Raw genomic sequence first — 25,008 nt, forward strand, 5'->3', positions numbered from 1 at the left:
TCCCGTAGGGCGGGAGCCATTGCCCAGGTGATGGACATCATCCCCGCTTGAGTTGCGTACCCGGACTCTGCAGCAACCGGTTCGCGGTGCCCGGGTGGACGCCGGTCAGGACGTCGACAGCGGCGCCATCGACAAGCGCCTTCGCGACGTCTGCCGCCGAAACCCCCGCGTGCAGGCCCCGGTACAGCGCGGCCACGCCGGCGACATGGGCCGCGGCCGACGACGTGCCGCTGAGCATCTTGCTGCCACTGCCCCCGGCGGTGGGCCCCGGCACGTCCTCCCCCGGAGCGAACAAGTCGACGACCTCGCCGTAGTTCGACGTCGAGCCGCCCTGGTCGCCGGCGTCGGTCGAGCCGACGGTGAGCGCCTCGGTCACCCTGGCGGGGGAGAACTGCCCCGCGTCGGCGGCCTCGCCACCCGCCGGGAGGGCGACCGGGACGACCGCGGCGAGCGCGCGGACGGCGGCGTCGAGCCGGTCGTTGGGCGCGCCGGCGATGCCGAGGACGGCGACGGCCGGCTGCCGCGCGTTCTGCGTCACCCAGTCGATACCCGCGATGATCTTGTCCGTCGCGCCGCCGCCCTGCGCGTCGATCACCCGGACCGGCACGATCTGCGCGCCCTTCGCGACGCCGAAGGTCTTCGACGCGGCGACCCCGGCCAGGTAGGTGCCGTGGCCGTTGGTGTCGGAGGTGTCGGTGCCGCCCTCGATGAAGTCCTTACCCGGCTTCACCCGGCCGCCGAAGTCCGGATGCGCGGCGTCGACACCGCTGTCGATCACGTAGATCGTGACGTCCTTGGCGTCGGTCCCGTAGTGATAGAGCTGGTCGAGACCCGTTCGCTGGTCGATCCGGTCCAGTCCCCAGTTCGGCGGGTTCTGCTGGACTTCCGTCGCGGAGGCAGGCTGAGCCACGAAGGTCAAGAGGGCCAGCGCGGCCATGACTCGTACCAGTCGAATGATCATTCCTTGGCTCTACGCCTGTCGTCCGGGCGCGGCAACTCCGGAGTGTCACCCGTTCGGCTTGTCTTGTCCGATGTGGCCACTGACCGTCGATTCCGGCAAGCAGACGAGCGCGTCGAAGGCGTTGACGACGTCGACAGGGTTGAACACATGCGCGTGCCGGATGCTCCGGGGCCCTTCGGTACCGCGTCGCGCGCGAAGGTCCACCAGTCCGGGGCCTTCGCTTTCGACGCTCCTGTCGGCCGGGGCCTCCAGATCCTGTTCGTACACGGTGAAACCGAGCCGTGCGGCCGGATCCGGCTTGAGGCCGGTGGTCTTGCCGCCGACCGCCGTGAGCGCCAGCGCGAAGTAGTCGTCGCCGTACTCGGCGGCCAGATGCGTGCCCGCCGAAGGCGCGGTAAGCCCGGGGAACGGCGAAAACGGAACGCGCTGGAGGTGTCCGTTGTGGAGCATCACGACGATCTTCGTGTCGTCCCCGTGAAGCCGCCGGATCAGGCGGACGCTTTCGGCCATGTACAGGTCGCGCGAACCGCTTTGCAGGGCGGGTGCGCCACCGGACATCATCGCGGCGACCTCCGCGAGGTAGGTGTCGACGCGCAGTGCGCCGTCGGCGTGGTGCTCCGCGATCGTTTGCGCCTCGGTGTTCCCGTAGACGGGACGCAGCGAAATCAGATGCGTTTTGAGCCGTACGAGTGCCGCGGTCGCCTTGTCCTTCGCGGCGGCGTCGAGGGCGGCGTACTTGGCAGGCGCGTCCGCGCTGCTGACCGACGCGTAGCCGCTGGTGGCCTCGATCGCCGCGTCGACGAGGCCGGTGGCCGACTCGTCCACAGTGGACAGGTACGCCCGGACGGCGTCGAGCGACGGCACGGGCGAGCCCGCGGAACCCGGCACGTCGAGTCCGTAGTAGTGGACATCGCCGCGCTCACGAAGCCACGTCAGCATGTCGTGCGCCTCGGGCGACTCACCGAACGAGAAGGTGAAGCCGTCACGGCCGATGTCGGCGACGTCGCCGGGGCCGCCTTTCAGCCACTCCTCGACGAGCTTCCCTTCGGCGAAACCGGATTCGAAGCCGATCACGCGGAAACCGTGCTGTTCGACGAGGTGGCGGAGCAAACGATTGCGCAGCTCCCCGAACTCGTGGAGGTGGTGGTTGTTCTCGCCGATGGCGACGATCTTCGCGTCGCCGACGAGTTCGGCGATCTCGGCTGGGTCTGACATACTGAGCACACTAACGCAACAGGAGTAGCAATTGGCAACCTCCGGTACCCAGCGGCCCGGCGGCCGGACCGAGCGCACGCGCCTCGCCGTCCTGCACGCCACCCTCGACCTGCTGGCCGAACGCGGGTTCAGCGAACTGACCGTGGACGCGGTCGCCGAACGGTCCGGAGTGCACAAGACGACGGTTTACCGGCGCTGGTCGTCACCGGACGGCCTCGTCGCCGCCGCGCTGCGGCTGGGCACCGAGGACGACTGGGCCGCGCCCGACACCGGATCGGTCGAAGACGATCTGTACGAGGTCGCGGCGGAGGTCGTGCGGTACTTCACCGAACCGGGTCTGAAGGAACTGCCGACGGCGTCGGTACTGGCGGCGTTCCAGGCTCCGCAGGCGGCCGAGGCACTGTACGGCTTCTATCAAGACCGGCATGAACGCATGAAGCCGATCGTGGAACGGGCCATCGCGCGGGGCGAGGTCCCCGAGGGAACCGACCCGGTCGAGGTGGTGCGAGCGGTATGCGGGCCGGTGTTCTACCGGCTTTTCGTGTCACGGGAAGGCGTCACGCCGGCGGGCGCGCGGGTGACGGCGCGGGCGGTGGCGGTGGCGGCACGGGAAGGCGCTTTTCGTGGAATTCCGCATTCAGAGGATTAAGTGCTGGGGTTCACGGTCGGCGACGTGGGTACGGCGCGGAAACGCACGACCCCCGACGGGCTATCGGAGTTCACGCCACCCCCGTACCTGGAGCCGCTACGAGGACCCAGGCGCGACACCCTCCACCGCGAGCGAGAAGCACCGGAAACGCCAGACGTCGGTGGAGGTCAGCGGCCGTGCCGTGAAGGCCTCCTTCCCTACCGTCAGAGTTGGCAAGGAGGCCTTCACTACGCCCCGGCACCGCCGTTGGAGGTCAGTTTTGCCCTCAACACCAACGACATTCGGGCCCACACTGTGCTCCTCGCGTCGAGAGAGGGAGCCCGTCATGACCGAAGAAGTCCGGAACCGGCCGCTGGAAATGCCGCGGCGGCTCAAGTTCGTCCGTGGCTTCCTCTGGCTCCAGGCGGTCCTCAACATTCTCGTCAGCGCCCTCGTGACCATGGTCGCGATGAACGAACTCGACCACGGCAACGAGGAGGCAGGCCTCGCACTGGTGTTGGCGCTGCTCGGTTTCGTGGTCGCCGTAGTGCTGATCGCGAGCGCGGTGCGCATCTCCCGCGGGGCGCCCTGGGTGCGGGTGGCGGTCATCGTCGTGGAAGCACTGACCGTGGTCATCGCGGTGATCGGACTGATCAACGGCGGGCCGATCACTCAGCTGATCGGGATGGGCATCGCCATCGGCATCATCGTCACGCTCAACAAACCCGAGGAACGCGCCTGGTTCACCCGGTGACGAGGTCGATCCGGTAGCGCGTCTCGGAAAGCAGGACGTCCTCGCCGGGCATGGTGTCGGATTTCTGCGCCCCGTCGGGCACCCAGCCCGCGGCGGCGTAAAACCGCTGGGCGCGTTCGTTGCTGTCGAGCACCCAGAGCGTCGCCTCGCGATGCCCCGCGTCCCGCAGGGCGGCGACGGCGGTGTCGTGCAGCAGCCTGCCCAGTCCCGTGCCCCAGCGCTCCGGCGCGAGATAGATCGCGCGCAGTTCGCCGCGGATCCGGTCGACGGCGGTGAAACCGAGGAGGGCACCGTCCTCGACGAGGACCAGGATGTCGCCCTGGTTGGCGGGATCGGCGAGGATCCGCTGCCAGCGGGCGGCCCGGCCCTCGACCGAGAGATCGCGCAGGTAGACCTCGGGCAGCAGGCCCTGGTACGCCGACTGCCATGACCGGACGTTCACCTCGGCGATGGGCCAGGCGTCCTCGACGGTCGCGGGCCGGATCGCGGCCATCGTCAGTTCTCCGCCGATGCCTTGCGCGCGGCGAAGGCGACGACGAGGGTGAACGTGATCGTCATCGATAGCGCCATCACCCAGCCCACGTAGGCCACGCCGGTGCTCGGCAACGCGTAGAACAGCGCGCACACCATGGCGAACCCGCCGCCGGACACCCCGCCGAGGAAGGCGACGCCGAACGCCACCGGCCGCAGGAAGCCGCCGAGCACGGTGCCGATCAGGAGGACCACCGCGACCATGACGTAGATCGCGCCCTCGTCGGCCCGGGACGAGGAGTAGCCGAACAGTCCGGCCGCCTGGATCACGAGCCCGAGCGTGGCGCAGATCCCGGAAACGAGAGCCGCCACAGTCAGTGCGCCTTGTGGTTTTCCCATCTCAAGCCGGAAACTCCGGTCACGTCGCACCGACACCAGCGCGCAGACGGCCGCGACGAGCAGACAGCCGTCCGCGATCACGAGGGCGACCGGGCCGAACGGGATCATCGAGAGCAGCGCCAGCCCGCACACCAGCCCCGGCCCGGTCATCCGGCGCGTTTTCGGTGTGAGCATCGCGATTCCCGCACCGATGGCGAGGGCGCCGAGCGGGATGATGGTCCAGCCGCCGTCCTCGAAGAAGTCCTCCACACTGCTGCTGAGCGGGAAAGCGATGATCACCAGGTACACCGCGGACGCGAACGCGAACAGGGCGGCGGCGACCGCGAACGGGTCACGTTTCGTCCGAGAGGGCCCCGTTTCGGCGGGCGGTGTGGGGCGCCGGGCGGGCTCGGGCGTCGGCGCGGGAGCGTGCACCGGCCTCGGTTCCGGCACGGGCGCGGGTCCGGGCTCCGGTTCAGGGGTCGGTCGCGTCTCCGGTTCCTGAATGACCTCGCCTTCGACTCGCACCTCCACCTCCCCGGTGGGCCCGGTCACGGTGACCTGCCCGTCGAACGGCCCGATCTCCGCGAGGTCCAGCGAAACTTCGGCCCCGTCGGCGGCTTCGGTCACCTGCAGCCAGGAATGCGACGAAGCGAACCGGCAGGCCCGTGCGATCGGCGGTCCGGCCAGCCGGATCCGCGCCTCCGGCCGCGATCCTCGGACGACTTGGCCGAAGCGCAGCACCTCGGGTTCGGTGCGCACCCGCGCTTCCTCCCGCGCCGCGCCCGCCGCGTCGGCGATGTGCTGGATGTCGTTCTGCGCCATCGTGGTGAGGACTTCGTGGGCGCCGATCGCGACGGAGAGGTTCTCGCTCATGAGCCGTCGCTGGAGTTCCGTCACCGCGCCGAGGCGGGTGAACATGTTCGGATCCTCGCTCGCGGCGCGCAGATCGGCCGGGACGGGTGACGGCTTGATCCGGCGGCGCCTGCTCCTGGCCAGGTACAGCTCGCCCTGCATTTCGATGTCACGGCTGGGCGTCTGATTCGGATTCCGCTCGCGGACGCTGTCGAACAGGTAGTCGTAAAGCTCGCTGAGCGCGATCCAGCCGTCTTCGTCGCGGTCCGCGTCGCCGGTCCGGAGCCCGTCGACCAGCGCCGAGGTGAACACCGACGGCCGGGCGTGGTCGTCGGCGAGGTGATCGCCCTCGAAGGCGTACTCGATGGAGTTCGACGCGGTGATCACCGCGCGGCCGCGGCCACCGAAGCCACCGCCGGGGAAGGCGTCGAAAACCCCCGCCTCACCGGAGGCGCGCACCGCGACCCCCTGGCTGAAAGCCCCGCCGTAGCAGCAATCCAGCAGGAGCACGATGCTGCGCGACCGGCTCATCCGCAGACAGCGCTGGACGAAATCGGCGGGCACGGCACTCGACGCCAGTCGTTCCGGCCGGGTGTTGCGGGCGGCGAAGAACAGCTCGCCCGACTCGCTTTTCAAGCCATGACAGGAAAAGTGCACCAGCAGGACGTCGTCCGGCGCGCTGTCGGCGAACAGATCCTCGACCCGGCTCGCGATCACGTGCGCGGTTTCGTCCCGCACCACCTGGACGTCGAACTCGCTGATGTTGCGATCGGCGAGGACTTCGGCGAGCGCCTCGGCATCGGCTGCCGGGGACCGCAACGCGCTCAGCCCGGGGTTGTCGTACTCCCCGTTGGCGATGATCAGGGCCCGCCGCTCGCCGGTCATGAGCCCGAATGCCTGCTCACGAAGAGATCGACGAGTTTGTCCTGGTCGGTGCTGTTCGCTTCGGACAGCTCCAGCACGTCACCGTCGATTTCCAGGCGCACCGTGCGCTTCACCCGGCCACCGCGCGAGAGCCATTCCCGCACGGTCGCGACGATCGTGCGCAGGCCGCCCGCCGACTGCCCCAGCGTGACCAGCAGCCCACCCACCGTGGCGACGTCGAATCCACGCGAGCCGGGCGGCGCCGGACCGGCGGGCAACGCCTTGACCTCGGCGACGCCGCGTTCGAGCAGCTCCCCGCGAAGGTATCCCGTGAGCTGATCGACCCGCTCGGCGTCGGCCCCGTCCTCACCGAGCTGGACCCGCACCGCTGAGGTCATTCCGCACCCTCCCTCGCCCGCACAGAACGTGACTGTGCAGAACAAGGGAACGCCTCCGCCCGCCCGCCGACAAGGTCCGATCGGGCAGAGATCCGCGTGTCAGCTTTTTTCCAGATACTCCACGCGCTCTTCGTCGACGACGTCGGCGATCATATGCGCGAGCCCCAAGAAATTCCCCAAGGCCGGATCCTTTCCGACGATTTCCAACGAACGGGCCCTCGCCTCGGCGATGACGTCCTCGTCACGCAGGAGCGACAGCAGTTTCAAGGTCGATTTCTTGCCCGACTGCGCGGCGCCGAGGATGTCACCCTCACGGCGGAGTTCGAGGTCCATTCTGGACAGTTCGAAACCGTCCGTTGTGGACTCGACGGCCGCGAGCCGCTCGCGGGTCGTCGTCCCGTCCAGGGTTTCGGTGACCAGCAGGCACAGCCCCGGCACGCTGCCCCGGCCGACCCGGCCGCGCAACTGGTGCAGCTGGCTGATGCCGAACCGGTCCGCGTCCATGATCACCATCGCGGTCGCGTTCGGCACGTTCACGCCGACCTCGATCACGGTGGTCGCGACGAGGACGTCCAGGTCGCCCGCGGAGAACGCCCGCATCACGGCGTCCTTTTCGTCACTGGGCATCCGGCCGTGCAGGACCCCGATCTTCAGCCCCTTCAGCGGACCTTCGGCCAGTTCGGGCGCCACTTCGAGCACCGCGAGCGCCGGCCGCTTGTCGCCCTTGTCCGACGCCGGTTCGTCACCGATCCGCGGGCAGACGATGTAGGCCTGATGTCCCTTGCCGCATTCCTCGCGGACCCGCTGCCAGGCCCGGTCCAGCCACGCGGGCCGCTCCGCGACCGGCACGACCGACGTCTTGATCGGTGACCGCCCGACCGGCATCTCGCGCAGCGCGGAGATCTCCAGGTCGCCGTAGACGGTCATCGCGACGGTGCGCGGGATGGGCGTCGCCGTCATGACCAGCACGTGCGGGCTGGTCTCGTCGGCACCTCGGGAGCGCAGCGCGTCCCGCTGTTCCACGCCGAAGCGGTGCTGCTCGTCGACCACGGCCAGGCCGAGGTCCGCGAAGGACACCGTGTCCTGGATCAGCGCGTGCGTGCCGACGACGATCCCCGCCTCGCCGCTGACGGTCTCCAGCAGGGCCTTCTTGCGTTCCTTGGCGCCCATCGAACCGGTGAGCAGGGTCACCCGGGTCGCGTTCTCCGCGCCGCCGAGTTCGCCGGCCTGCCCGAGGTCGCCGAGCATCTCGCGCAGTGAGCGCGCGTGCTGCGCGGCGAGCACCTCAGTCGGCGCCAGCATCGCCGCCTGCCGCCCGGAATCGACGACCTGCAGCATCGCGCGCAAGGCGACCACGGTCTTGCCTGAACCGACCTCGCCCTGCAGCAACCGGTTCATCGGATGCTCGGTCGAGAGGTCGCGGGCGATCTCGTCGCCGATCTCGCGCTGCCCCGCCGTCAGCTCGAACGGGAGCCGTTTGTCGAAGGCGTCGAGGATGCCGCCATCGGTGTGCGGGCAGGCTTTCGCGGGCCGGGAGACCAGGGAATGCCGCCGCTGCGCGAAGATCAGCTGCACCGCCATGGCCTCGTCCCATTTGAGCCGGTGGCGCGCGGAGTTCAGCGCCTCCCAGCTCGACGGGCGGTGGATGCCGCGGAGCGCGCTTTCCAGGCTGGGCAGGCCGTACCGGGCCAGCAGTTCCGTCGGCATCGGGTCCTCGTCGACCTCGAGCACGTCCAGCACCTGCCGGACGGCCTTGGCGATCACCCACGTCGGGATTCCCTGCGCCGCCGGGTAGACCGGGATGATCTCGGCGAGGAAGTCGTCCATCGCCTCCGCTTGCCGATCGGCGTCGAACAGTTCGTACTCGGGGTTCGCCAGCTGCAGCACGTCGCGGAAGGCGGTGACCTTGCCCGCGAAGAGACCGTTCTTGCCGGGGACCAGTTCCTTTTCGCGCCAGGCCTGGTTGAAGAAGGTGCACTGCAGACGGCGTTTGCCGTCGGTGATCACCATTTCCAGCAGGGTGCCGCTGCGCGACTTCATCCGGCGCTTGGTGACGCGTTCGATCCGCGCCATCACGGTCGCGTGCTCACCCAGTTCGAGTCCGGCGATGTCGGTGAGCTGGCCACGTTCGGCGTAGCGGCGCGGATAGTGGCGCAGCAGATCGCTGACCGTCTCGATCTTGAGGCCGTTGGCGAGTGCCTTCGCCGTCGCCGCGCCCACGACCAGCTTGAGGTCCGCGCGCAGGTTCGTCATGCGGTCACTCCACCCCCATCAGCAGCACGGCGTCGGACTGGCCGCCGGCGTAACTCGTCAGCTCGATCTCGGGATGTTCCAGGCGGAGCTGATCGGCGAGCTCACCGGGAAGCCGGACCGGCGCGTCGACCCCGGTCAGCACGGTGACCAGTTCCCCGCCGAGGGCCAGCATCCGGTTCAGCACGCTGACCGCTGCCGCGACCAGGTTCGTCTCCGAGGCGGGCGCGGGCTCGATCAACACGACCTCGCCGTCCACGAGGCCGACGACGTCACCGGCCTGCGCCCTGCCCACCCAGGTTAGCGATTCCTCCTGCGCGATCCGCAGTTCGCCACGCCTGGTCGCGGCGGCCGCTTCGGCCATCGCGACCACGTCGTCGTTGGTGCGGCGACCTGGATCGTGCACGGCCAGCGCGGCCAGTACCTGGACCGGCGAAACGCACGGGATGACGACGACGTCGCGATCGGCGGCCATCGCGTGGCCCGCCGCCGCGTCCGCCGCCGCGGTCAGCCGCCGTCCACCGGGGAGGACGGTGACGTGGTGCCCGGCGGCCTCGTTGATCAGGCCCAGCATCTCCTCGACCGTCGGCGAGCCCCCCTGCGGCACGGACAGCACCGCGACGCCCTCCGCGCGCAGCAGTTCCGCCAGCGGTCCGCCGTGGACCACGGCGACCACCGAACGATCGATCCCGGCGCCGACCTCGACCGGTGTCGGCGTGATCAGCGGCTCGACCCGGACTTTGCGGGGGCGGCCCAGCGCGATCCCGGCCTCCAGCGCCGCGCCGATGTCCGCGCAGTGCACGTGGACGGCGAAACCGCCCGCGCCGTCGCCCGCGACGGTGACGCTGTCGCCGAGCCCGCTGAGGGTCTTGCGCAGGGCGGGGAGGCTTTTCTCGTCGACGCCGTCGAGGAGGTACATGACCTCCCAGGCCGTCGGTGCCTCGATCGTGTGATGGTGATGGGCTTCGAGCGGATGCTCCGGTTCGGTGACGCCGCCGGAGATCACGCCGGAAAGCGCGTCGAGGACCGCGACGAGGCCGCGAGCACCCGCGTCGACCACCCCGGCCACGGCCAGGACGGGAAGCTGTTTCGGGGTCTCTTCCAGCGCTTCGGCGGCGACGCGCGCCGCCGTCGCGGCCACCTCTTCGAGTGACCCGGTCGCGTCGCGGACTGCGGCGGCGACGGTGTGGAGGACGGTCAGAATGGTCCCGGCGACCGGACGGCTCACCGCCCCCGTGGCCGCCCTGTCGGCGCATTCGAGCGCCGCCGCGAGCCCCGGTCCGTCGAGTTCCCTGCCGGCCGCCGTCTCGGCGATCCCGCGCACGACCTGCGACATGATCACGCCGGAGTTGCCCTTGGCCGCGGCGACCGCGCCCTTGGCGAAGGCCGACAGCGCCTCGGCGGTGTCCTCCGGCTCGGCCGAGGCCAGCGCGTCGCGGGCGGCGGTCATGGTGAACAGCAGGTTGGAGCCGGTGTCGGAGTCGGCGACCGGGTAGACGTTGATGCCGTCGATCGACGGCCGCAGCACCGACAGGCTGTGCACACAGGCAGCCGACCAGGCCGACACCGCCGCCACGTCCAGCACCCGCACCCCGTAACCTCCTACCTGTTCCAGCGAGGGTATCGACCCGGTGCCGGAGGCCGCTGAGCCACTGGTTACTATGGTCGAGTTGCCCAGCATGCTGGGCGCGTCATTCTTTGTCCCAGATCCAGAGGAGTTCGACGTGGCTGCCGTGTGCGACGTCTGTGGCAAGGGACCGGGCTTTGGCAAGTCGGTCTCGCACTCCCACCGGCGTACCAACCGCCGGTGGAACCCGAACATCCAGACTGTTCACGCCAAGATCGGTCTGTCCCAGCGCAAGCGCCTGAACGCCTGCACCTCGTGCATCAAGGCGGGCAAGGTCGTTCGCGGCTGAGCCGGGTTTTTGGGGAATGGCGGGTGCTCTTCGGAGCACCCANNAAGGCCTCCTTCCCTACCTTGAGGGTAGGGAAGGAGGCCTTCACAGACCCTGGCGAAATCTCAGAAGTCACACCGGTAACTGCAGTCACAAGCGCCAGCTCGTGAAGGCTAGGGAAGCTTCCAGTCCACGGGCGCCGAGCCCTGCTGCTCCAGCAGCTGGTTCGCCCGGCTGAAGGGACGCGAGCCGAAGAAGCCGGCGTGCGCGGAAAGCGGGCTCGGGTGCGCCGACTCGATGCACGGCACCTTCCCCAGCATCGGCTTCAGGTTCCGCGCGTTGCGTCCCCACAGGATCGCCACCATCGGCTCGTCCCGCGCGGCCAGGGCCTTGATGGCCTGTTCGGTGACCGCTTCCCAGCCCTTGCCCTGGTGCGAGTTCGATTTCCCGGGCTGCACCGTCAGCGACCTGTTGAGCAGCAGTACACCCTGCTCGGCCCACGGCGTCAGGTCGCCGTTGGACGGCAACGGGTGCCCGAGGTCCTCGCAGTACTCCTTGTAGATGTTGATCAAGCTCTTCGGGATCGGCCGGACGTCCGGCGCCACCGAGAAGCTCAGCCCGACCGCGTGCCCGGGCGTCGGGTACGGGTCCTGTCCGACGATCAGCACCCGCACGTCATGGAACGGCTGCTGGAAGGCCCGCAGCACGTGCTCCCCCGCGGGGAGGTAGGTCCGGCCCGCGGCGATCTCCGCGCGGAGGAACTCCCCCATCGCGGCGACCTGCGGCGCCACCGGTTCGAGGGCCTGCGCCCAGCCTGCTTCGACGATGTCCTGCAGCGGTCGTGCGGTCACGGCGTGCGAGCTTACTCACGTCACTCGATACGGCGGAGTTCGACCCTGAACCGAGCCGCCGAGCACGATCCGCCCATTGTCCACATAGGACCCATATGAGAGAACCGCGCCCGCGCCGACCATCCGGCCCAACGCGGAGATCGGCACGGTGTTTCTCCCTAGACCAGCGACTTGGCGTAGTAGATGCTTTCCGGCTCGTCCTTGTAGTACCCGAAGCCCGGCATCTCCCGATAGCCCGCCGACTCGTACAGAGCGATGGCTTCCGGCTGTTTGTCCCCCGTCTCCAGGACCATGCGCCGCCGTCCGGCCTCGGCGGCCGTCCGCTCCAGGTCGGCGAGGATCGCCCGCGCGAGCCCGCGTCCCCGCGCCGAAGCCGTCACGTACATGCGCTTGATCTCGGCGTCACCGGGAACCAACGGCTCAGGACTGTCGTGTGATCGCCACGCGCCGCACGCGACCGGGACGTCGTCCAGGTACGCGGTCAGGAACAGCCCCCGCGGCGCGGCGAACTGCGCGGCGTCCATCGGGGTCACGTCTTCACTGCCGTACCTGGCCGCCAACTCGAGCTGGGCCTCGGCCAGCAGTTTCACCGCGTCGGGGTGCTCGTAGGGCAGCACGCGAATGTCCATGAGCGCGAGATTAGCGAGTGCAGGAGCCGATCCCCACCGTCGATGCGCGCTCATGTCGATCGAAGTCCCCGCCGATTGTCGGGTCGGCACGCCCGAGCCCTTCCGCTCTCGTGGCGTCGGACGCGCTCCTAGCGCCAGTGCTGCCAGCCGCTGTCGTGTCCGTACCGCTTCCCGTCCACGGTCACTCCCGAGTCCGGCATGGTCACGACGCCGATCTCCGACCAGCCCTCCGGCAGGTCGCCGAACGGCGGGAAGGTGGCCGCGAACGCGTGGTCCTCACCGCCGGTCAGCACCCATTTCAGCGGGTCGGCGCCGAGCGCGGTGCCGACTTCGGTCAGCCTGCTCGACACGTCGAGATCGGCCGTCCGCACGTCGATCCCGACGCCGGAGGCGGTGGCGATGTGGCCGAGGTCGGACAGGAGGCCGTCGGAGACGTCGATCATCGAGGTCGCGCCGCCGTCGGCCGCGCGGATCCCGGCCTCGTAGTCCGGTTCGGGGCAGCGCTGCGCGTTGACCACGCTGACCGGGGAGCGGAAACCCCGCCCGAGCACGGCGAGTCCGGCGGCCGCCCAGCCGAGCCGCCCGCAGACCGCGACGACGTCGCCGGGACGCGCGCCGGACCGCGTCACCGGTTCCCGGCCACCGAGGTCACCCAAAGCGGTGACACTGATCACGATCTGGTCGGCTCGCACCATGTCGCCGCCGACGATGCCGACGCCGGCGCGGTCGGCTTCGGCCCACATGCCCTGGGTGAGTTCGGTGACGAGCGCCGTCTCGGTGTCCGGCGGGCAGGCGAATCCCATGAGGACGGACGTCGGGCGGGCGCCCATGGCGGCGATGTCGGTGAGGTTCACCGCGACCGCCTTGCGCCCGACCTGTTCGGCGCTGGACCAGTCGAGACGGAAATGCACTCCCTGCACGAGAACGTCGGTGGACACCACCGTCCGGCCGTCCGGGGTGGCCACGACGGCCGCGTCGTCCCCCGGTCCGAGCAGGGTCGTCTCCGGCTGTTTCCGGCCGGCCGTCACCGCTTCGATCAGCCGGAATTCACCGGTCCCGGCGACCGTGCCGTCATTCGGTGACACCCGTCACCTCCACTTTCCCTTGTCCGGACAAATGTCGATCACCGATAGTCGGAAGCCCTAGGTTTTTCCCGGGGCTGGCGATACGTTGCTACAACGTTCCTACCTTGAGCCGACTTTTACGAAGGGGCGCGCCGTGGTCCACGCATACATCCTCATCCAGACCGAGGTCGGCAAAGCCGCCGCGGTCGCCGCGGAGATCTCCACCATCTCCGGTGTCACCAGTTCGGAGGATGTCACCGGTCCCTACGACGTCATCGTCAAGGCCGCGGCCGACACCGTCGATCAGCTCGGCCAGCTCGTGGTCGCCAAGGTGCAGAACGTGGAGGGCATCACTCGGACCCTGACCTGCCCTGTGGTGAATCTGTAAGAGGTGGTGTAGTGGTCCGGTGGCTGACACGGACACCGGCGCTCCCCCGAAACCACTGTTGATCGCGGCCGCCTGCCTGGCGATCCTGCTCGTCGCGGGCGTGGCCGTCTTCGGGCTGACCCGGGGCGCGGATTCCGGCGCCCCGGCCGCCGACGGCCCCCTTCCGCTCGTCCCGGTCCCGGCGCCGCAGTCGGGCTCGCCCGAGTGCGCGAAGCTCGTCGGCGCGTTGCCGCACGAGCTCACGTCGTCCGGGAATACCCTGGTCCGGCGGAAGCTGGCCGACCCCGCCCCCGAGGCGACGGTCGGCTGGGGCACCGGCGACCCGGTGGTGCTGCGGTGCGGGCTCGGCAAGCCGCCGGAGCTGACCCCGACGTCGCGACTGCGGACGATCAACGGTGTCCAATGGCTGCAGGTCGAGGGCGAGGACACCGCGACGTGGTTCGTGGTGGACCGCCCCGTCTACACGGCACTCACCGTGCCGAACACCGCGGGGACGGGGCCGCTCCAGACCATTTCGGACGTCATCGCCGCCAACCTCCCCGCGGTACCGCTGCGCTTCTGAGCCTCCTCAGGGCAGGAGCAGGCTCTTCCCGGTGTAGCGCCGCGCCTCGATGTCCGAGTGCGCGGCGGCCGCCTCCGCCAGCGGGTACGTCCGGCCGATGACCGGCGTCAGCGCGCCGTCGGCGGCCAGCCGCAGCACTTCGCGCACCCGCCGCGGCGTCTCTGGCCAGAAACCGACCAGCTGCGCCATGTCCACAAGGGTCAGCCGGGCGCGGTCGGCGTCGCCGATCACGGTCTCCGCGCCGCTGGACATGCCGTAGCCGGAGAACCGGCCGCCGTTCCCGAGCAGCGCGAGTGAGGCCGCGCCCAGTTCGCCGCCGACGCCGTCGAACACCACGTCCAGCCGTCGGCCTCCGGTGCGCGCGAGCACTTCACCCGTCCAGTCGGCCGTCGAGTAGTCGACCGGCTCGGCACCCAGTTTCCGGGCGATCGCCGCCTTGTCCGCGCCGCGGACCGCCGCGATGACGGTGGCCCCCGCCGCGCGCAGGAGCTGCACCAGCAGGCTGCCGAGACCGCCGACGCCCGGCACCACCAGCACCCGCTCCCCCGCTTGGACCGGGGTCTTCTCCAGCAGGGCCAGCGCGGTGCTGCCGTCGTCGAACAGGGCCACGGCGTGCTGGGAATCGAGGCCTTCGGGGATGGGGAAGGTGTCGTCGGGCCGCGCGATGACCGTGTCCGCGTATCCCCCGCCGTAGCCGCCCGCCGCATGGGAGATGACCCGCTTGCCCAGCCAGGTCTCGTCGACTCCGGCTCCCACGGCGTCGACGGTGCCCGCCACCGCGCCGCCCGGCACGTACGGCGGCTCGATCGCGAACACGCCGGGGACTCGACCGGTTCGAGGACGCTGGGGTCGCCGAAGCGGGACACTCTGATCTGCTGCATGAGCGCAAAGTACGACCTCCAGCGAACTGGAGGTCAAGATCAACCGCCGAGCAGGGAGAGCAGCGGTTTCAACGCGGACTGGAGCGCTTCTCGCGAACAACCCGCGTAACCGATGAGATTCCCGAACACCGTCGGTGTCCCGGCGAAGTGCCGGGCGAGACCGTCGAGCCGGATCCCGGCGCGTTCCGCCGCCGCCAGCCGCGCCGCCTCCTCGGGCGCCGATCCACAAGGGACGACCAGATGCGCCCCCGCGTCGTCGCCGAGCACCGGGATCCCAGCCGAGGTCAAGGCGTCCGAAACCAGCGACCGGCGTTCCGACAGTTCTCGCCGGAGCTTTCGCAAGTGGCGCCCCAGATCGCCGTGCCGCGCCAGCTCGACGAGCACCCGCTGACCGGCGGGCGACGGACGCGTTCCGGTCGCCTCCCGGTATTCCAGCACCGCCGCCGCGACCGGCGGCGGCGCGACCATCCAGCCCGCGCCCAGCGCCGGGGTCAGGATCTTGCTCGTGGTCCCGAGATGCGCGACGACGTCGGGGGCGAGCGCGGCCAGCAACGGCAGTGGCGCGACGTCGAACCGCAGCTCGCCGTCGTAGTCGTCCTCGATCACCAGCATGCCCTCGGCTCGGGCGAGTTCGACCAGCTCGACCCGGCGGGACGCGCTCATCCGGCTGCCGAGCGGGTACTGGTGCGCGGGCGAGCAGTAGACGGCGCGGACGCCGGCCGGGATCGCGTCCGGGCGCAGGCCCTCTTCGTCGACGCGGGCGGGGACGACCTCCAGCCCCGCCCGGCGGAACGCCTGCACGGCGCGCTGGTAACCCGGCTCCTCGATCGCGACCCGGTCGCCGCGGGCGAGGACCGCGCCCGCGAGTTCGATCACCGCCGCCGTCGTACCGCCGGTGGCCAGCACCGTTCCGGCGGCGAGGCCCCGGTGCCGCAGCAGATGTTCGGACACCGCGTCGCGATACGCGGGCAGACCGGACCTGTCCTCGCGATATGTCGGCCGTGGATCGGCGGCGGCCCGCCACGCGCGGCGCCAGGCCGCCTTCTCGAGTCCGTCGGCCCACGGCACGCCCGGGGTGAGGTCGACCAGTGTGGGCGGCGTGGCGGGGATGCCGGGCACCGGACCTTTCGATGATCTGTCCGCTGGCGGCGTGGTGGTGACATAGGTGCCGGAGCCGTGGCGGCCCGCGATCCAGCCCTCGGCGTGAAGCTGCTCGTACGCCGCCGACGTCACGGTGCGGCTGACGCCGAGCCGGTGCGCGAGCGCCCTGGTCGAGGGCAGCCTGTCGCCGCCACGCAGGTGCCCGTCGCCGGCGGCCGCGCGCAAGGCGTCGGCCAGCTGCACCGCGAGCGGGACGACGGAATCGCGGTCGAGGCTGACCGGCAGGGCGGTGTCGGACATGCTGTACTCCACACTTCCGGAAGTGGCCTTCTCAAGTATAGGAGAATTGGCCGTTATTACAGGCCACTCTGGTGGGTGAGACTGCTCCCATGTCCACCCCGCTCTCTCCCACCGACCGAACCACGCTCGGCCGCAAGAAGAACCGCGCGCTCACCGACCGCCCGGCGCTGTACGCGGTGCTCGACGAAGCCCTGATCTGCCATCTCGGCGTCGTGCGCGACGGCTTCCCGCTGGTCATCCCGACCGGCTACGGCCGCGACGGGGACACGCTCTACCTGCACGGATCGACCGGCGCGAGGAGTATGCGCGACTCCGACGGCGTCGAGGTCTGTGTCACGGTGACCCTGCTCGACGGCATCGTCTACGCGCGCTCGATCAACAACCACTCGATGAACTACCGCAGCGCGGTGATCCTGGGCACGGCGAGGGCGGTCACCGACGCCGACCGGAAGATGCACGGCCTCCGCGTGCTGACCGACCACCTCGCGCCCGGCTCGTGGGAGCACGCGCGAGACGTCAACGCGAAGGAATTCGCGTCGGTTTCGGTGCTGGAACTGGACCTCACCGAGGCGTCGGTGAAGATGCGCGGCGAAGGTCCCGACGACCCCGAGGACGAGGTGGCGGCGGATCTCTCGTGGGCGGGGGTACTGCCGGTGCGGACCGTGTTCGGGGAGCCGGAGCCGTCGGCGGACCTGGCTTCGGAGTGGACGGTGCCGGATCACGTGAAGCGGCGCGTCGGGTAGCGCTCACCAACGTGCAATGAAGGACGCTTTCCTTGCGAAATTTGCAAGGAAAGCGTCCTTCATAGCGCGGGCTGGAGGGTTACGGGCGGTCGCGTGGCAGCCGCACGGTGAACGTCGTCGACCCCGGCCCGCTCGCGACGTCGATCGTCCCGCCGTGCGCGGAGACCAGCGAGAGCACCACGGAAAGCCCGAGCCCGGTCCCGCCGTTGCCGCGGGTGCGGGCGGTGTCGACCCGGTAGAACCGGTCGAAGATCCGTTCCCGCGCGTCCGGCGGGATCCCCGGGCCGACGTCGCTCACTCGCAGCACGACCTCCGAATCCGAGGCCGAAGCCGACAGCGTGACCGCCGTCCCCGGCGGCGTGTGCACCGCGGCGTTGGCGAGCAGATTGTCCAGCACCTGCCGCAGGCGCACCGGATCGGCTTGCAGGACAACACCTTCCGGTAGCGGGCCGACGGTCAGCGGATGATCCGGGCGACCGGCGGCGAAGGCCTCCCCCGCGTCGGTGACCAGCTCGGCGACGTCGACGTCGACCAGTCGCAGCGGCGCTTCGGTCTCCGGCGCGTCGAGGCGGGCGAGCAACAGGAGGTCGTCGACGAGCACGCTCATCCGCTCGGTCTCTTCCCGGATTTTCGACAGGTGTGCTTCGCGTTCGGCGGGTTCGTTCGCCGCCGCGTACCGGAAAAGCTCGGCGTAGCCCCGGATCGACGTCAGCGGGGTGCGCAGTTCGTGGGAGGCGTCGGCGATGAAGCGCCGGAGCCGTTCGTTCGCCTCCCGGCGCGCGGCCAGCGAGGAATCGAGGTGCGCCAGCATCACGTTGAACGCCGTCCGCAGTTCCTCAACTTCGGCGCCGCCGCCGTTGGCCCTGGCGCGCACCGGAAGATCGGCGTTCGTGGTGAGATCGTGCGACGCGATGGCGTGCGCCGTCCCGGCCATGTCGCTCAGCGGCCGCAGCCCGCGCCGCAGCACCAGCCGTCCGGCGATCACCAGCACCGCCAGCGCCAGCAGGAACGCGACGACCTCCACCATCACCAGCTGGTTCACCGTCCGGTCCAGCTCCGCCTGCGGCGCGGCGCTGACCAGCACGATGTTCTGGCTCGGCTCGATCGGGCAGGCCCGGACGCGATAGGTGCCCTTGTCCTCGATGTAGACGGTGCGCAGCACCTCGGTCCGCGTCGCGTCCTCGGCGACCTTTTCGAGCGCCTTCGTGTCCGCTGGCAGGGAGCCGCCCGCCTGCGGCAGCGCGTCGCCGTTCTGTACCGAGAACACCGCCGAGAACCAGCCGTAGGACTGCTGCGGTTTCCCACCGTGCGTGGTCCGCAGCGACGGGACCTGGCTGATCTGGGTCTTGGCGAGCTGCTCGTCGAGCCGGTCGTTCAGATAACCCTTCATGATGCCGACCATCACGGTGCCGACGACGGCGAACACGACCAGCGCCAGCACGCCGAGCCCCAGCGCCAGGCGGGTACCGAGCCGTGAGGAGCGCCAGGCGTCGTACCACCGGCGCAGCACCTTCATCGCGCCGCCCGCCGGACCACGTACCCCACGCCGCGCACGGTGTGGATCAGCGGCTCGTCACCGTCGTCGAGTTTGCGGCGCAGGTGCGAGATGACGAGTTCGACCACATTGGACCGGCCGCCGAAGTCGTACTCCCACACGTGGTCGAGGATCTGCGCCTTCGACAGCACCGAGGGCGAACGCCGCATGAGGTAGCGCAGCAGTTCGTACTCGGTCGGCGTCAGCTCGGCGGGTTTGCCGCCGCGCGCGACCTCGCGGGTGTCCTCGTTCAGGGTCAGGTCGCCGACCCGCAACAGCGCCGCCTTGGCCTGGTTCGTGCTCCGCCGCAGGACCGCGCGCAGCCTCGCCATCAGTTCCTCGACCGAGAACGGCTTGACGAGGTAGTCGTCGCCGCCCCGGGTCAGCCCGGCGACGCGGTCCGCGGTCGCGTCCTTCGCGGTGAGGAAGACGACGGGCACCGCTGTCCCGGCCTCGCGGAGTTTGTCCAGCACGGTGAACCCGTCGATCCCGGGGAGCATCAGGTCGAGCACGACGATGTCGGGCGCGAATTCGGCGGCGCGTTCGAGCGCGGCCTCGCCAGAGCCGGCGGTGACGGCTTCCCAGCCTTCGTACCTGGCGACGGTGGCCACCAGGTCGGCGATATGCGGCTCGTCGTCCACCACGAGCAGGCGGACGGGGTTCTCGGTGTGCACGAGGCCCATCCTCCGTGAACGCGCGCGCGAGGGCGAGGCGGGAACCCATCCGACAGCAAGCCGACAGGTTCCGCCCAGACAGGTCACAGCTTGGCACCGCAGGGTCGGTATTGAACCGGACCGGAAGGGACCACGTGTGACCACCATGACGCAGACCGCCGTGAGACCGCGCCCGGCGATCCGTCCCAGGATCGCGGCACGTGCGGGGCTCTTCACCTTCCTGGGGGCCAACGTGGCCGCCGTGACCATGCTGTTCTTCTCCGCCGGGCCCTCGGACAACGTCCTCATCGGCATCGGCAGGCTCGCCGGGTTGTACGGGGCGCTGGCGATGGCGTTCCAGCTGCTGCTGGTCGCCCGGCTGCCGTGGCTGGACCGCCGTCTCGGCATGGACCGGCTCACCGGCTGGCACCGCTGGACCGGGTTCGGCCTGCTGTGGACGCTGCTCGCCCATTTCGTCTTCATCGTCTTCGGTTACGCGCAGGTCGAGGACAACGGCGTGGGGGACGAGTTCGTCACGATGGTGACCGAACTGGAGGGGATCCTGCGCGCTGTCGTCGCGTTCGCGCTGATCCTGCTCGTCGGCGCCGTCTCCGCGCGCTTCGCCCGACGTCGTCTGGCGTACGAGACCTGGCACTTCATCCACCTCTACGCCTACGCCGCGGTCGTGCTGGCGTTCACGCATCAGATCGCGCTGGGCGGATCGTTCACGTCGTCGCCGGGGGCACAGGCCTATTGGTGGGCGCTGTGGGGTGTCGCGCTCGGCTCGGTGCTCGCCGGCCGCGTGGTACTGCCGCTGGCGCGGAATCTGCGCCACCGGTTGAAGGTCGTCGCCGTGGTCCCCGAATCCCACGACGTCGTCTCGGTGTACATGACCGGCGAACACCTCGACAAAATGCCCGCGAAGGCCGGACAGTTCTTCCTGTGGCGCTTCATGACCAGGGATCGCTGGTGGCAGGCCAACCCGTTCTCGCTGTCCGCCGCGCCCGACGGCCGCACCCTGCGGCTGACCGCGAAGGCGGCCGGTGACGGCAGTGCGTCGTTGCGTTCGCTGAAGGTCGGCACGCGGGTGTTCGCCGAAGGGCCGTACGGCGCGTTCACCACGATGCACCAACGGAAACCGGACGCGCTGCTGGTCGCGGGCGGGGTCGGGATCACGCCGATCCGCGCGCTGCTGGAGGAGATCTCCGGGCACGTCGTGGTGCTCTACCGCGTGCGCGGCGAAAACGACGCCGTCCTGCTGCCGGAACTGATGGGGCTGGCACGGGCGCGCGGCGCGGTCGTCCGGGTCCTCAGTGGACCGTCCGATCCGGCCGGTCCGCACGGTCCGGTGCTCGGGCCGCACAACCTGCGGCGGATGGTGCCGGACGTGGCGGACCGGGACGTCTTCGTGTGCGGTCCGCCCGGGATGACCTCGGCGACGTTGCGCAGTCTGCGCGAACTGCGCGTGCCGGGTCAGCAGGTCCACGCCGAACGCTTCAGCCTCGCCGCCTGAGCCAGGGAGTCCCCGATCATGAAGAAGACCATCGTCGCCGCCACGGTCGCCCTTTCGGCCGCCGGCTTCCTCGGTGTCTGGCTGTACGAACCGGATCCGCTCGGCTCGGAAACCGTGGCCGTCGCCGCACCCGCACCGCCGAGCAGGTCCACTTCGGACGGTGGCGCCTCCGAGGGTGCGGAACGCACCTTGGACGGCTCGGTCGAAAGCAACCGCTACGGCACCGTCCAGGTACGGCTGGTGATCTCGGCCGAGGACAGGATCGCCGAAGTGCGGCTGCTGCAACGACCGGCCAGCGGGCGCGGGGTCGCCGCGATCCCCGTGCTGCAGGAGGAGACGCTGACCGCGCAGAGCGCCGACATCGACACCGTCTCCGGGGCGACGGCCACGAGCGAGTCGTACGTCAAATCGCTGCAGGCGGCACTGGACGCCAGATGAACCGCGTCGAGCAGGTGATGGGACTACCGGTCTCGGTCGACGTCCGGGCGGGCGGCCACCTCGCCGAGCTCGCTGTCGACGGCGTCTTCGGCTGGTTGCGCGAGGTCGACGCCCGGTTCAGCCCGTTCAAGGCAGGCAGCGAGGTCTGCCGCTACGACCGCGGCGAACTCGCGCCGTCGGAACTGAGCGACGACCTGCTCGAGGTCCTTTCGCTGTGCGACCACTACGAACGGCTGTCCGGCGGGGCGTTCACCGCCCGGCTGCCCGGACGGCGGCTCGACCCGAACTCGGTGGTCAAGGGCTGGGCGGTGCGGCGGTCGGCGGCGTTGCTGCGGGCCGAAGGGCTGGACGTCTTCTGTATCAACGCGGGCGGGGACGTCGTCACCTCCGGTGAACCGGAACCCGGCCGCCCCTGGCGGGTCGGCATCCGGCATCCCGAACAGCCGGACGCGATCTGCGCCGTGGTGGAGTCGTCCGGCGGTGCCGTCGCGACGTCGGCGGAATACGAGCGCGGCGCGCACATCCTGGACGGGCGGACCGGGCTCCCGGCCACCGGGCTGCTGAGTGTCACGGTCGTCGCCGACGACCTTGTCACGGCGGATTCCCTGGCCACGGCCGCTTTCGCGATGGGGACCGAAGGGATCTCCTGGGTCGCGTCGCAGCCGGGTTGCCAGGTGCTGGTCATCGACGCGGAACGGCAGGTGCACCGGTCGCCGGGGCTTCGGCTCGGTTAAACCGTTGGCCGGGTTCCTCGGGCTCGGGCAGACTGCGGCGTCATGACCTCTGTCGTACAGAATTTCTTCTTCGACTGCGCCGACGCCTACGAACTGGGGCGGTTTTGGAGCGGCGTCGTCGGCAAGCCGATGGCGGACGACGATCGGCCCGGAGACCCCGAAGCGATCATCGAACTCGACAACGGCGTGACCCTGTTCTTCGGGCAGGTCCCGGAGCCGAAGACGGTGAAGAACCGGATCCACCTCTGTCTCCAGCCGGACATCCCGCGCGACGAGGAGGTCGAGCGTCTGCTGAAGCTCGGCGCGACCCTCCTGCACGACCGGCGCAATCCCGACGGCACCGGCTGGGCCGTCCTCGGCGACCCCGAAGGCAACGAATTCTGCGTGCTGCGCAGCGCCGCCGAAAGGGCAGCCACTTCATGACGGACTACGTGACCGTCAACCGGGCGAACTGGGACGAACGCGCCCCGGCGCACGCGGCGTCGGCGGATTATGGCTACGAACGATTCGTGCAGGACCCCGCGCACCTCAGCGGTGTGGTCCGCTTCGACCGGCCGCTGCTCGGTGAGATCGACGGCCTGCGCGGAGTGCATCTGCAGTGCCATATCGGCACCGACACGCTTTCCCTGGCACGGCTCGGGGCGCGGATGACCGGACTCGATTTTTCCCCGGCCGCGCTGGAGATCGCGCGACGGCTGGCCGGCGAGGCGGGCGCGGAGATCGACTATTACGAGTCCGATGTGTACAGTGCCGCCGACGTACTGGGCACCGGGGAATTCGACCTCGTCTACACGGGAATCGGCGCCATCTGCTGGTTGCCCGACATCGCCCGCTGGGGACAGGTCGTCGGCTCGCTGCTCAAGCCGGGCGGGCGGCTGTTCATCCGGGACATGCACCCGATGCTGGGCACCCTCGACGAGACCCAGCCCCTGATCACGCCGCACTATCCGTACTTCGAGCAGGCCGAACCGCTGGTGTTCGACGAGCCGGGGACCTATGTGGACACCGACGTGGAGTTCCGGCACAACCGGGCGCACGAGTGGAACCACGGGCTTGGCGAGATCGTCATGTCGCTGCTCGATGCCGGCCTGACGCTGACCCGGCTGGTGGAGCACGACAGCGTGCCGTGGAACGCGTTGCCCGGCTTCATGACCCTGGACGCCGCGACGGAGGAATGGCGGCTGACGAAGGATCCCCAGCGGCTGGCGGCGAGCTTCACCATCGAAGCCGTCAAACGCATTTAGAGGACTGAACGCTTGTCCCAGGCCCGGCGAGGTTTGGAGAATGGACGGTATGTCGAGTGAATCCCGACGGCCGCTGGTCGCCGTCGCCGCCCTGGGCGGCACCATCTCCATGGTCCCCGGCGACGGGCAAGACCACGCGGTCCCCCGGCTCAGCGCCACGGATCTCCTCGGCGGTCTCGGGGAGAACCTGGAGATGGACGTCAGCGCGGAGACACTCGCGGGCATTTCCAGCGCGTCGATGGACTTCGCGACGCTGATCAGGACCCGCGACTGGGCCGCGCGAGCCGTCGACGAAGGCGCCCAAGGCGTCGTCGTGGTCCAGGGCACGGACACGCTCGAAGAGACGGCGTATTTCTTCGAGCTGACTTGGGGTTCCGAGGCGCCGATCGTCATCACCGGCGCCATGCGCAATCCCAGCCTGCCCAGCGCGGACGGCGCGGCGAACCTGCTCGCCGCGCTGACCGTCGCGGCCGAACCCCGCAGCCGGGGACGCGGTTCGCTGGTCGCGTTCAACGACGACGTCCACCTCGCGCGCTGGGTCCGCAAAACGCATTCGAGTCACGTCGAGGCGTTCTCGTCGAACCCCGCCGGTCCGCTCGGCCTGCTCGCGGAGGGCGCGGTGCACTACTTCCACCCGGTCGCCCCGCGCCCGGCGGCGTTGTCGTTGGAGAACGCCGACTTCTCCGGGTTGGTGCCGATCGTCGAAAGTGGCGTCGAGGACACCGGAGAAGTGCTGGAGACGCTGGTCAAGGCCGGGGTCAAGGGCGTGGTGCTCGCCGCGAACGGGGCCGGGCACGTTTCGGCCGCGACCGCCGACGTCATCGAGCGCGCGCTGCCGGAGGTACCGATCGTGGTCGCCGGCCGCACCGGCGCCGGGCCGACGTTCCGGAGTACCTATGGCTTCCGTGGTTCGGAGTCGGACCTGATCGCGATGGGCGCGACCATGGCGGGCTGGCTCGACCCGCGTAAATCCCGGCTCCTGCTGCACACGCTGCTCGCCACCGGAGCGTCCCGGGACCGCGTCGAGGCCGAATTCCGCCTCCGGGGCGACCTCACCTGACCCCGACGCCCGCGTTTAGTCCTCTGAATGCGGTAGTTGCGCACGCAAGGAAGGCGTTCAGAGGACTAAACGCGGGTCGGGCCGGAGACGGGGTCCAGGTGGTACGGGCGCATGGCTCGGCGCTGGTGCCGGTAGACGTGCACGCTGACGGCGGGGTCCGGGCCCTCGTTGCGCACTTCGTGGATGTAGCCGGGACCGAAGACGCGTGACTGCCCGGCCGACAGCGAATGCAGCTCCGTCACCGCGCGCCCGTCGACGGCGCGCCGGGCGACGGTTTCGCTCAGCTGCCCGCTGACCACGGTGAACGCGCCCGCGGCGAATTCGTGGTCGTGCAGGTCGGTGTGCTGGCCGGGCAGCCAGCTCATCAGCCAGATCTCCTGCAGTTCGTCGCTGTCGACGAGCGCGGAGAACCGCTCCTCCGGGTCATAGCGCAGCAGATGCCGCCAGCGGTCCCGGTCCGCCGCGAATTCGAGCGCGACGCGCACCGGGTGGCGCAGGGCGGGGTTTTCGGGAATGACGAGCGTGTTGTCCGGGACGGCGAACATGAAGAGGTCCTCGCAGAAGGAAAGATCGTGTGGGCAGGGGTCGGAAGCTGGTTCACCGACAACAGCACTGGGCACACGAAAGGCACGCACACGCGACGG

General features: G+C 69.9%; 27 protein-coding genes. 12 read left to right on the forward strand and 15 right to left on the reverse strand.

Annotated features, from left to right (window positions below; genetic code table 11):
• Positions 1-37: 37 nt before the first annotated feature.
• Positions 38-937 (reverse strand): S8 family serine peptidase, encoded by a 900-nt coding sequence (locus AVL48_RS24495; protein ID WP_061986773.1) that lies wholly within the window; start codon positions 935-937, stop codon positions 38-40.
• A 69-nt stretch (positions 938-1,006) separates the two neighbouring features.
• Positions 1,007-2,176, reverse strand: coding sequence for an erythromycin esterase family protein (locus AVL48_RS24500; protein WP_061986886.1), 1,170 nt, complete (start codon positions 2,174-2,176; stop codon positions 1,007-1,009).
• A 31-nt stretch (positions 2,177-2,207) separates the two neighbouring features.
• Between AVL48_RS24500 and AVL48_RS24505 the strand changes: the two genes are divergently transcribed.
• Together AVL48_RS24505 and AVL48_RS24510 are read left to right on the forward strand one after the other, a co-directional pair.
• Positions 2,208-2,825: a TetR/AcrR family transcriptional regulator gene (locus AVL48_RS24505; RefSeq protein ID WP_061986771.1), complete on the forward strand. Its 618-nt coding sequence runs from the start codon at positions 2,208-2,210 to the stop codon at positions 2,823-2,825.
• A gap of 325 nt (positions 2,826-3,150) precedes the next feature.
• Entirely contained in the window at positions 3,151-3,558 is a 408-nt protein-coding gene (locus tag AVL48_RS24510) for a hypothetical protein (protein WP_061986769.1), read from the forward strand.
• Here the strand turns inward: AVL48_RS24510 and AVL48_RS24515 are convergent.
• The 5 genes from AVL48_RS24515 to AVL48_RS24535 form a co-directional block, all read right to left on the reverse strand.
• Positions 3,548-4,051: a GNAT family N-acetyltransferase gene (locus tag AVL48_RS24515; RefSeq protein ID WP_061986767.1), complete on the reverse strand. Its 504-nt coding sequence runs from the start codon at positions 4,049-4,051 to the stop codon at positions 3,548-3,550. The two genes, AVL48_RS24510 and AVL48_RS24515, sit on opposite strands and share 11 nt — an antisense overlap.
• 2 nt (positions 4,052-4,053) lie before the next feature.
• The gene (locus AVL48_RS24520) at positions 4,054-6,147 is read right to left on the reverse strand and encodes a caspase, EACC1-associated type (RefSeq protein ID WP_061986765.1); all 2,094 of its coding nucleotides are present in this window, start codon (positions 6,145-6,147) and stop codon (positions 4,054-4,056) included.
• Complete coding sequence (locus AVL48_RS24525; RefSeq protein ID WP_061986763.1) at positions 6,144-6,524, reverse strand: effector-associated constant component EACC1; 381 nt, start codon at positions 6,522-6,524, stop codon at positions 6,144-6,146. The genes AVL48_RS24520 and AVL48_RS24525 overlap by 4 nt, the downstream gene beginning before the upstream one ends.
• A 99-nt stretch (positions 6,525-6,623) precedes the next feature.
• Complete coding sequence (gene recG / locus AVL48_RS24530) at positions 6,624-8,777, reverse strand: ATP-dependent DNA helicase RecG (protein WP_061986761.1); 2,154 nt, start codon at positions 8,775-8,777, stop codon at positions 6,624-6,626.
• Positions 8,778-8,781: 4 nt separating this feature from the next.
• Positions 8,782-10,365 carry a DAK2 domain-containing protein gene (locus AVL48_RS24535; RefSeq protein ID WP_061986759.1) on the reverse strand — a complete coding sequence of 528 codons (1,584 nt, stop codon included), beginning with the start codon at positions 10,363-10,365 and terminating at the stop codon, positions 8,782-8,784.
• 133 nt (positions 10,366-10,498) lie between these two features.
• Between AVL48_RS24535 and rpmB the strand changes: the two genes are divergently transcribed.
• On the forward strand, positions 10,499-10,690 hold the full coding sequence (gene rpmB / locus AVL48_RS24540) for a 50S ribosomal protein L28 (RefSeq protein ID WP_007031450.1): 192 nt from the start codon (positions 10,499-10,501) through the stop codon (positions 10,688-10,690).
• 152 nt (positions 10,691-10,842) lie between these two features.
• Here the strand turns inward: rpmB and AVL48_RS24545 are convergent, their stop codons facing one another.
• From AVL48_RS24545 to AVL48_RS24555, 3 genes are all read right to left on the reverse strand, one after another.
• Complete coding sequence (locus AVL48_RS24545) at positions 10,843-11,520, reverse strand: uracil-DNA glycosylase (protein WP_061986757.1); 678 nt, start codon at positions 11,518-11,520, stop codon at positions 10,843-10,845.
• A gap of 158 nt (positions 11,521-11,678) precedes the next feature.
• Entirely contained in the window at positions 11,679-12,149 is a 471-nt protein-coding gene (locus AVL48_RS24550) for a GNAT family N-acetyltransferase (protein WP_061986756.1), read from the reverse strand.
• A gap of 128 nt (positions 12,150-12,277) precedes the next feature.
• Positions 12,278-13,234, reverse strand: coding sequence for a thiamine-phosphate kinase (locus AVL48_RS24555; protein ID WP_061986754.1), 957 nt, complete (start codon positions 13,232-13,234; stop codon positions 12,278-12,280).
• A 133-nt stretch (positions 13,235-13,367) separates the two neighbouring features.
• Between AVL48_RS24555 and AVL48_RS24560 the strand changes: the two genes are divergently transcribed.
• Both AVL48_RS24560 and AVL48_RS24565 read left to right on the forward strand, forming a co-directional pair.
• Positions 13,368-13,601, forward strand: coding sequence for an Lrp/AsnC ligand binding domain-containing protein (locus tag AVL48_RS24560; RefSeq protein ID WP_061986752.1), 234 nt, complete (start codon positions 13,368-13,370; stop codon positions 13,599-13,601).
• Positions 13,602-13,620: 19 nt separating this feature from the next.
• Positions 13,621-14,163, forward strand: a complete 543-nt coding sequence (locus AVL48_RS24565) for a DUF3515 domain-containing protein (RefSeq protein WP_061986750.1) — start codon at positions 13,621-13,623, stop codon at positions 14,161-14,163.
• Positions 14,164-14,169: 6 nt separating this feature from the next.
• Here the strand turns inward: AVL48_RS24565 and AVL48_RS24570 are convergent, their stop codons facing one another.
• Positions 14,170-14,979 carry a zinc-binding dehydrogenase gene (locus AVL48_RS24570; RefSeq protein ID WP_061986748.1) on the reverse strand — a complete coding sequence of 270 codons (810 nt, stop codon included), beginning with the start codon at positions 14,977-14,979 and terminating at the stop codon, positions 14,170-14,172.
• Positions 14,980-15,083: 104 nt separating this feature from the next.
• Complete coding sequence (pdxR, locus tag AVL48_RS24575; RefSeq protein WP_061986746.1) at positions 15,084-16,445, reverse strand: MocR-like pyridoxine biosynthesis transcription factor PdxR; 1,362 nt, start codon at positions 16,443-16,445, stop codon at positions 15,084-15,086.
• A gap of 89 nt (positions 16,446-16,534) precedes the next feature.
• On the opposite strand from pdxR, the gene AVL48_RS24580 reads away from it, so the two are divergent.
• Positions 16,535-17,188 carry a pyridoxamine 5'-phosphate oxidase family protein gene (locus AVL48_RS24580; protein WP_061986744.1) on the forward strand — a complete coding sequence of 218 codons (654 nt, stop codon included), beginning with the start codon at positions 16,535-16,537 and terminating at the stop codon, positions 17,186-17,188.
• Positions 17,189-17,267: 79 nt separating this feature from the next.
• Here AVL48_RS24580 and AVL48_RS24585 read toward each other — a convergent pair whose 3' ends face one another.
• A complete protein-coding gene (locus AVL48_RS24585; protein ID WP_061986742.1) occupies positions 17,268-18,704 on the reverse strand; it encodes a sensor histidine kinase in 1,437 nt (478 codons plus the stop codon).
• Complete coding sequence (locus AVL48_RS24590; RefSeq protein WP_061986884.1) at positions 18,701-19,396, reverse strand: response regulator transcription factor; 696 nt, start codon at positions 19,394-19,396, stop codon at positions 18,701-18,703. Before AVL48_RS24590 ends, AVL48_RS24585 begins: the two co-directional genes overlap by 4 nt.
• Positions 19,397-19,541: 145 nt before the next feature.
• Here AVL48_RS24590 and AVL48_RS24595 point away from each other — a divergent pair, with 145 nt between their 5' ends.
• The 6 genes from AVL48_RS24595 to AVL48_RS24620 are packed head-to-tail and all read left to right on the forward strand — an operon-like array spanning position 19,542 to position 24,364.
• Positions 19,542-20,888: a ferredoxin reductase family protein gene (locus AVL48_RS24595; protein ID WP_061986882.1), complete on the forward strand. Its 1,347-nt coding sequence runs from the start codon at positions 19,542-19,544 to the stop codon at positions 20,886-20,888.
• Between the two features lie 18 nt (positions 20,889-20,906).
• Entirely contained in the window at positions 20,907-21,326 is a 420-nt protein-coding gene (locus AVL48_RS24600) for an FMN-binding protein (RefSeq protein ID WP_061986741.1), read from the forward strand.
• Positions 21,323-22,060 (forward strand): FAD:protein FMN transferase, encoded by a 738-nt coding sequence (locus tag AVL48_RS24605; protein ID WP_061986739.1) that lies wholly within the window; start codon positions 21,323-21,325, stop codon positions 22,058-22,060. The genes AVL48_RS24600 and AVL48_RS24605 overlap by 4 nt, the downstream gene beginning before the upstream one ends.
• Before the next feature lie 42 nt (positions 22,061-22,102).
• A complete protein-coding gene (locus AVL48_RS24610) occupies positions 22,103-22,483 on the forward strand; it encodes a VOC family protein (protein ID WP_061986737.1) in 381 nt (126 codons plus the stop codon).
• Positions 22,480-23,304: a class I SAM-dependent methyltransferase gene (locus AVL48_RS24615; RefSeq protein WP_061986734.1), complete on the forward strand. Its 825-nt coding sequence runs from the start codon at positions 22,480-22,482 to the stop codon at positions 23,302-23,304. The genes AVL48_RS24610 and AVL48_RS24615 overlap by 4 nt, the downstream gene beginning before the upstream one ends.
• Positions 23,305-23,353: 49 nt before the next feature.
• The gene (locus tag AVL48_RS24620) at positions 23,354-24,364 is read left to right on the forward strand and encodes an asparaginase (protein ID WP_061986732.1); all 1,011 of its coding nucleotides are present in this window, start codon (positions 23,354-23,356) and stop codon (positions 24,362-24,364) included.
• A 65-nt stretch (positions 24,365-24,429) separates the two neighbouring features.
• On the opposite strand, the gene AVL48_RS24625 is transcribed toward AVL48_RS24620, so the two are convergent.
• Complete coding sequence (locus tag AVL48_RS24625; protein WP_061986731.1) at positions 24,430-24,909, reverse strand: cysteine dioxygenase; 480 nt, start codon at positions 24,907-24,909, stop codon at positions 24,430-24,432.
• Between the last annotated feature and the right edge of the window lie 99 nt (positions 24,910-25,008).

Origin of the sequence: Amycolatopsis regifaucium (assembly GCF_001613935.1) — a bacterium.
Classification (GTDB): domain Bacteria; phylum Actinomycetota; class Actinomycetes; order Mycobacteriales; family Pseudonocardiaceae; genus Amycolatopsis; species Amycolatopsis regifaucium.

Coding starts and splice junctions, on each gene's coding strand:
- AVL48_RS24495 (WP_061986773.1), bottom strand. CDS start 937: ATGGCCGCGCTGGCCCTCTTGACCTTCGTGGCTCAGCCTGCCTCCGCG.
- AVL48_RS24500 (WP_061986886.1), bottom strand. CDS start 2,176: ATGTCAGACCCAGCCGAGATCGCCGAACTCGTCGGCGACGCGAAGATC.
- AVL48_RS24510 (WP_061986769.1), top strand. CDS start 3,151: ATGACCGAAGAAGTCCGGAACCGGCCGCTGGAAATGCCGCGGCGGCTC.
- AVL48_RS24515 (WP_061986767.1), bottom strand. CDS start 4,051: ATGGCCGCGATCCGGCCCGCGACCGTCGAGGACGCCTGGCCCATCGCC.
- AVL48_RS24520 (WP_061986765.1), bottom strand. CDS start 6,147: ATGACCGGCGAGCGGCGGGCCCTGATCATCGCCAACGGGGAGTACGAC.
- AVL48_RS24525 (WP_061986763.1), bottom strand. CDS start 6,524: ATGACCTCAGCGGTGCGGGTCCAGCTCGGTGAGGACGGGGCCGACGCC.
- recG (WP_061986761.1), bottom strand. CDS start 8,777: ATGACGAACCTGCGCGCGGACCTCAAGCTGGTCGTGGGCGCGGCGACG.
- AVL48_RS24550 (WP_061986756.1), bottom strand. CDS start 12,149: ATGGACATTCGCGTGCTGCCCTACGAGCACCCCGACGCGGTGAAACTG.
- pdxR (WP_061986746.1), bottom strand. CDS start 16,445: ATGTCCGACACCGCCCTGCCGGTCAGCCTCGACCGCGATTCCGTCGTC.
- AVL48_RS24580 (WP_061986744.1), top strand. CDS start 16,535: ATGTCCACCCCGCTCTCTCCCACCGACCGAACCACGCTCGGCCGCAAG.
- AVL48_RS24585 (WP_061986742.1), bottom strand. CDS start 18,704: ATGAAGGTGCTGCGCCGGTGGTACGACGCCTGGCGCTCCTCACGGCTC.
- AVL48_RS24595 (WP_061986882.1), top strand. CDS start 19,542: ATGACGCAGACCGCCGTGAGACCGCGCCCGGCGATCCGTCCCAGGATC.
- AVL48_RS24600 (WP_061986741.1), top strand. CDS start 20,907: ATGAAGAAGACCATCGTCGCCGCCACGGTCGCCCTTTCGGCCGCCGGC.
- AVL48_RS24605 (WP_061986739.1), top strand. CDS start 21,323: ATGAACCGCGTCGAGCAGGTGATGGGACTACCGGTCTCGGTCGACGTC.
- AVL48_RS24610 (WP_061986737.1), top strand. CDS start 22,103: ATGACCTCTGTCGTACAGAATTTCTTCTTCGACTGCGCCGACGCCTAC.
- AVL48_RS24615 (WP_061986734.1), top strand. CDS start 22,480: ATGACGGACTACGTGACCGTCAACCGGGCGAACTGGGACGAACGCGCC.
- AVL48_RS24620 (WP_061986732.1), top strand. CDS start 23,354: ATGTCGAGTGAATCCCGACGGCCGCTGGTCGCCGTCGCCGCCCTGGGC.
- AVL48_RS24625 (WP_061986731.1), bottom strand. CDS start 24,909: ATGTTCGCCGTCCCGGACAACACGCTCGTCATTCCCGAAAACCCCGCC.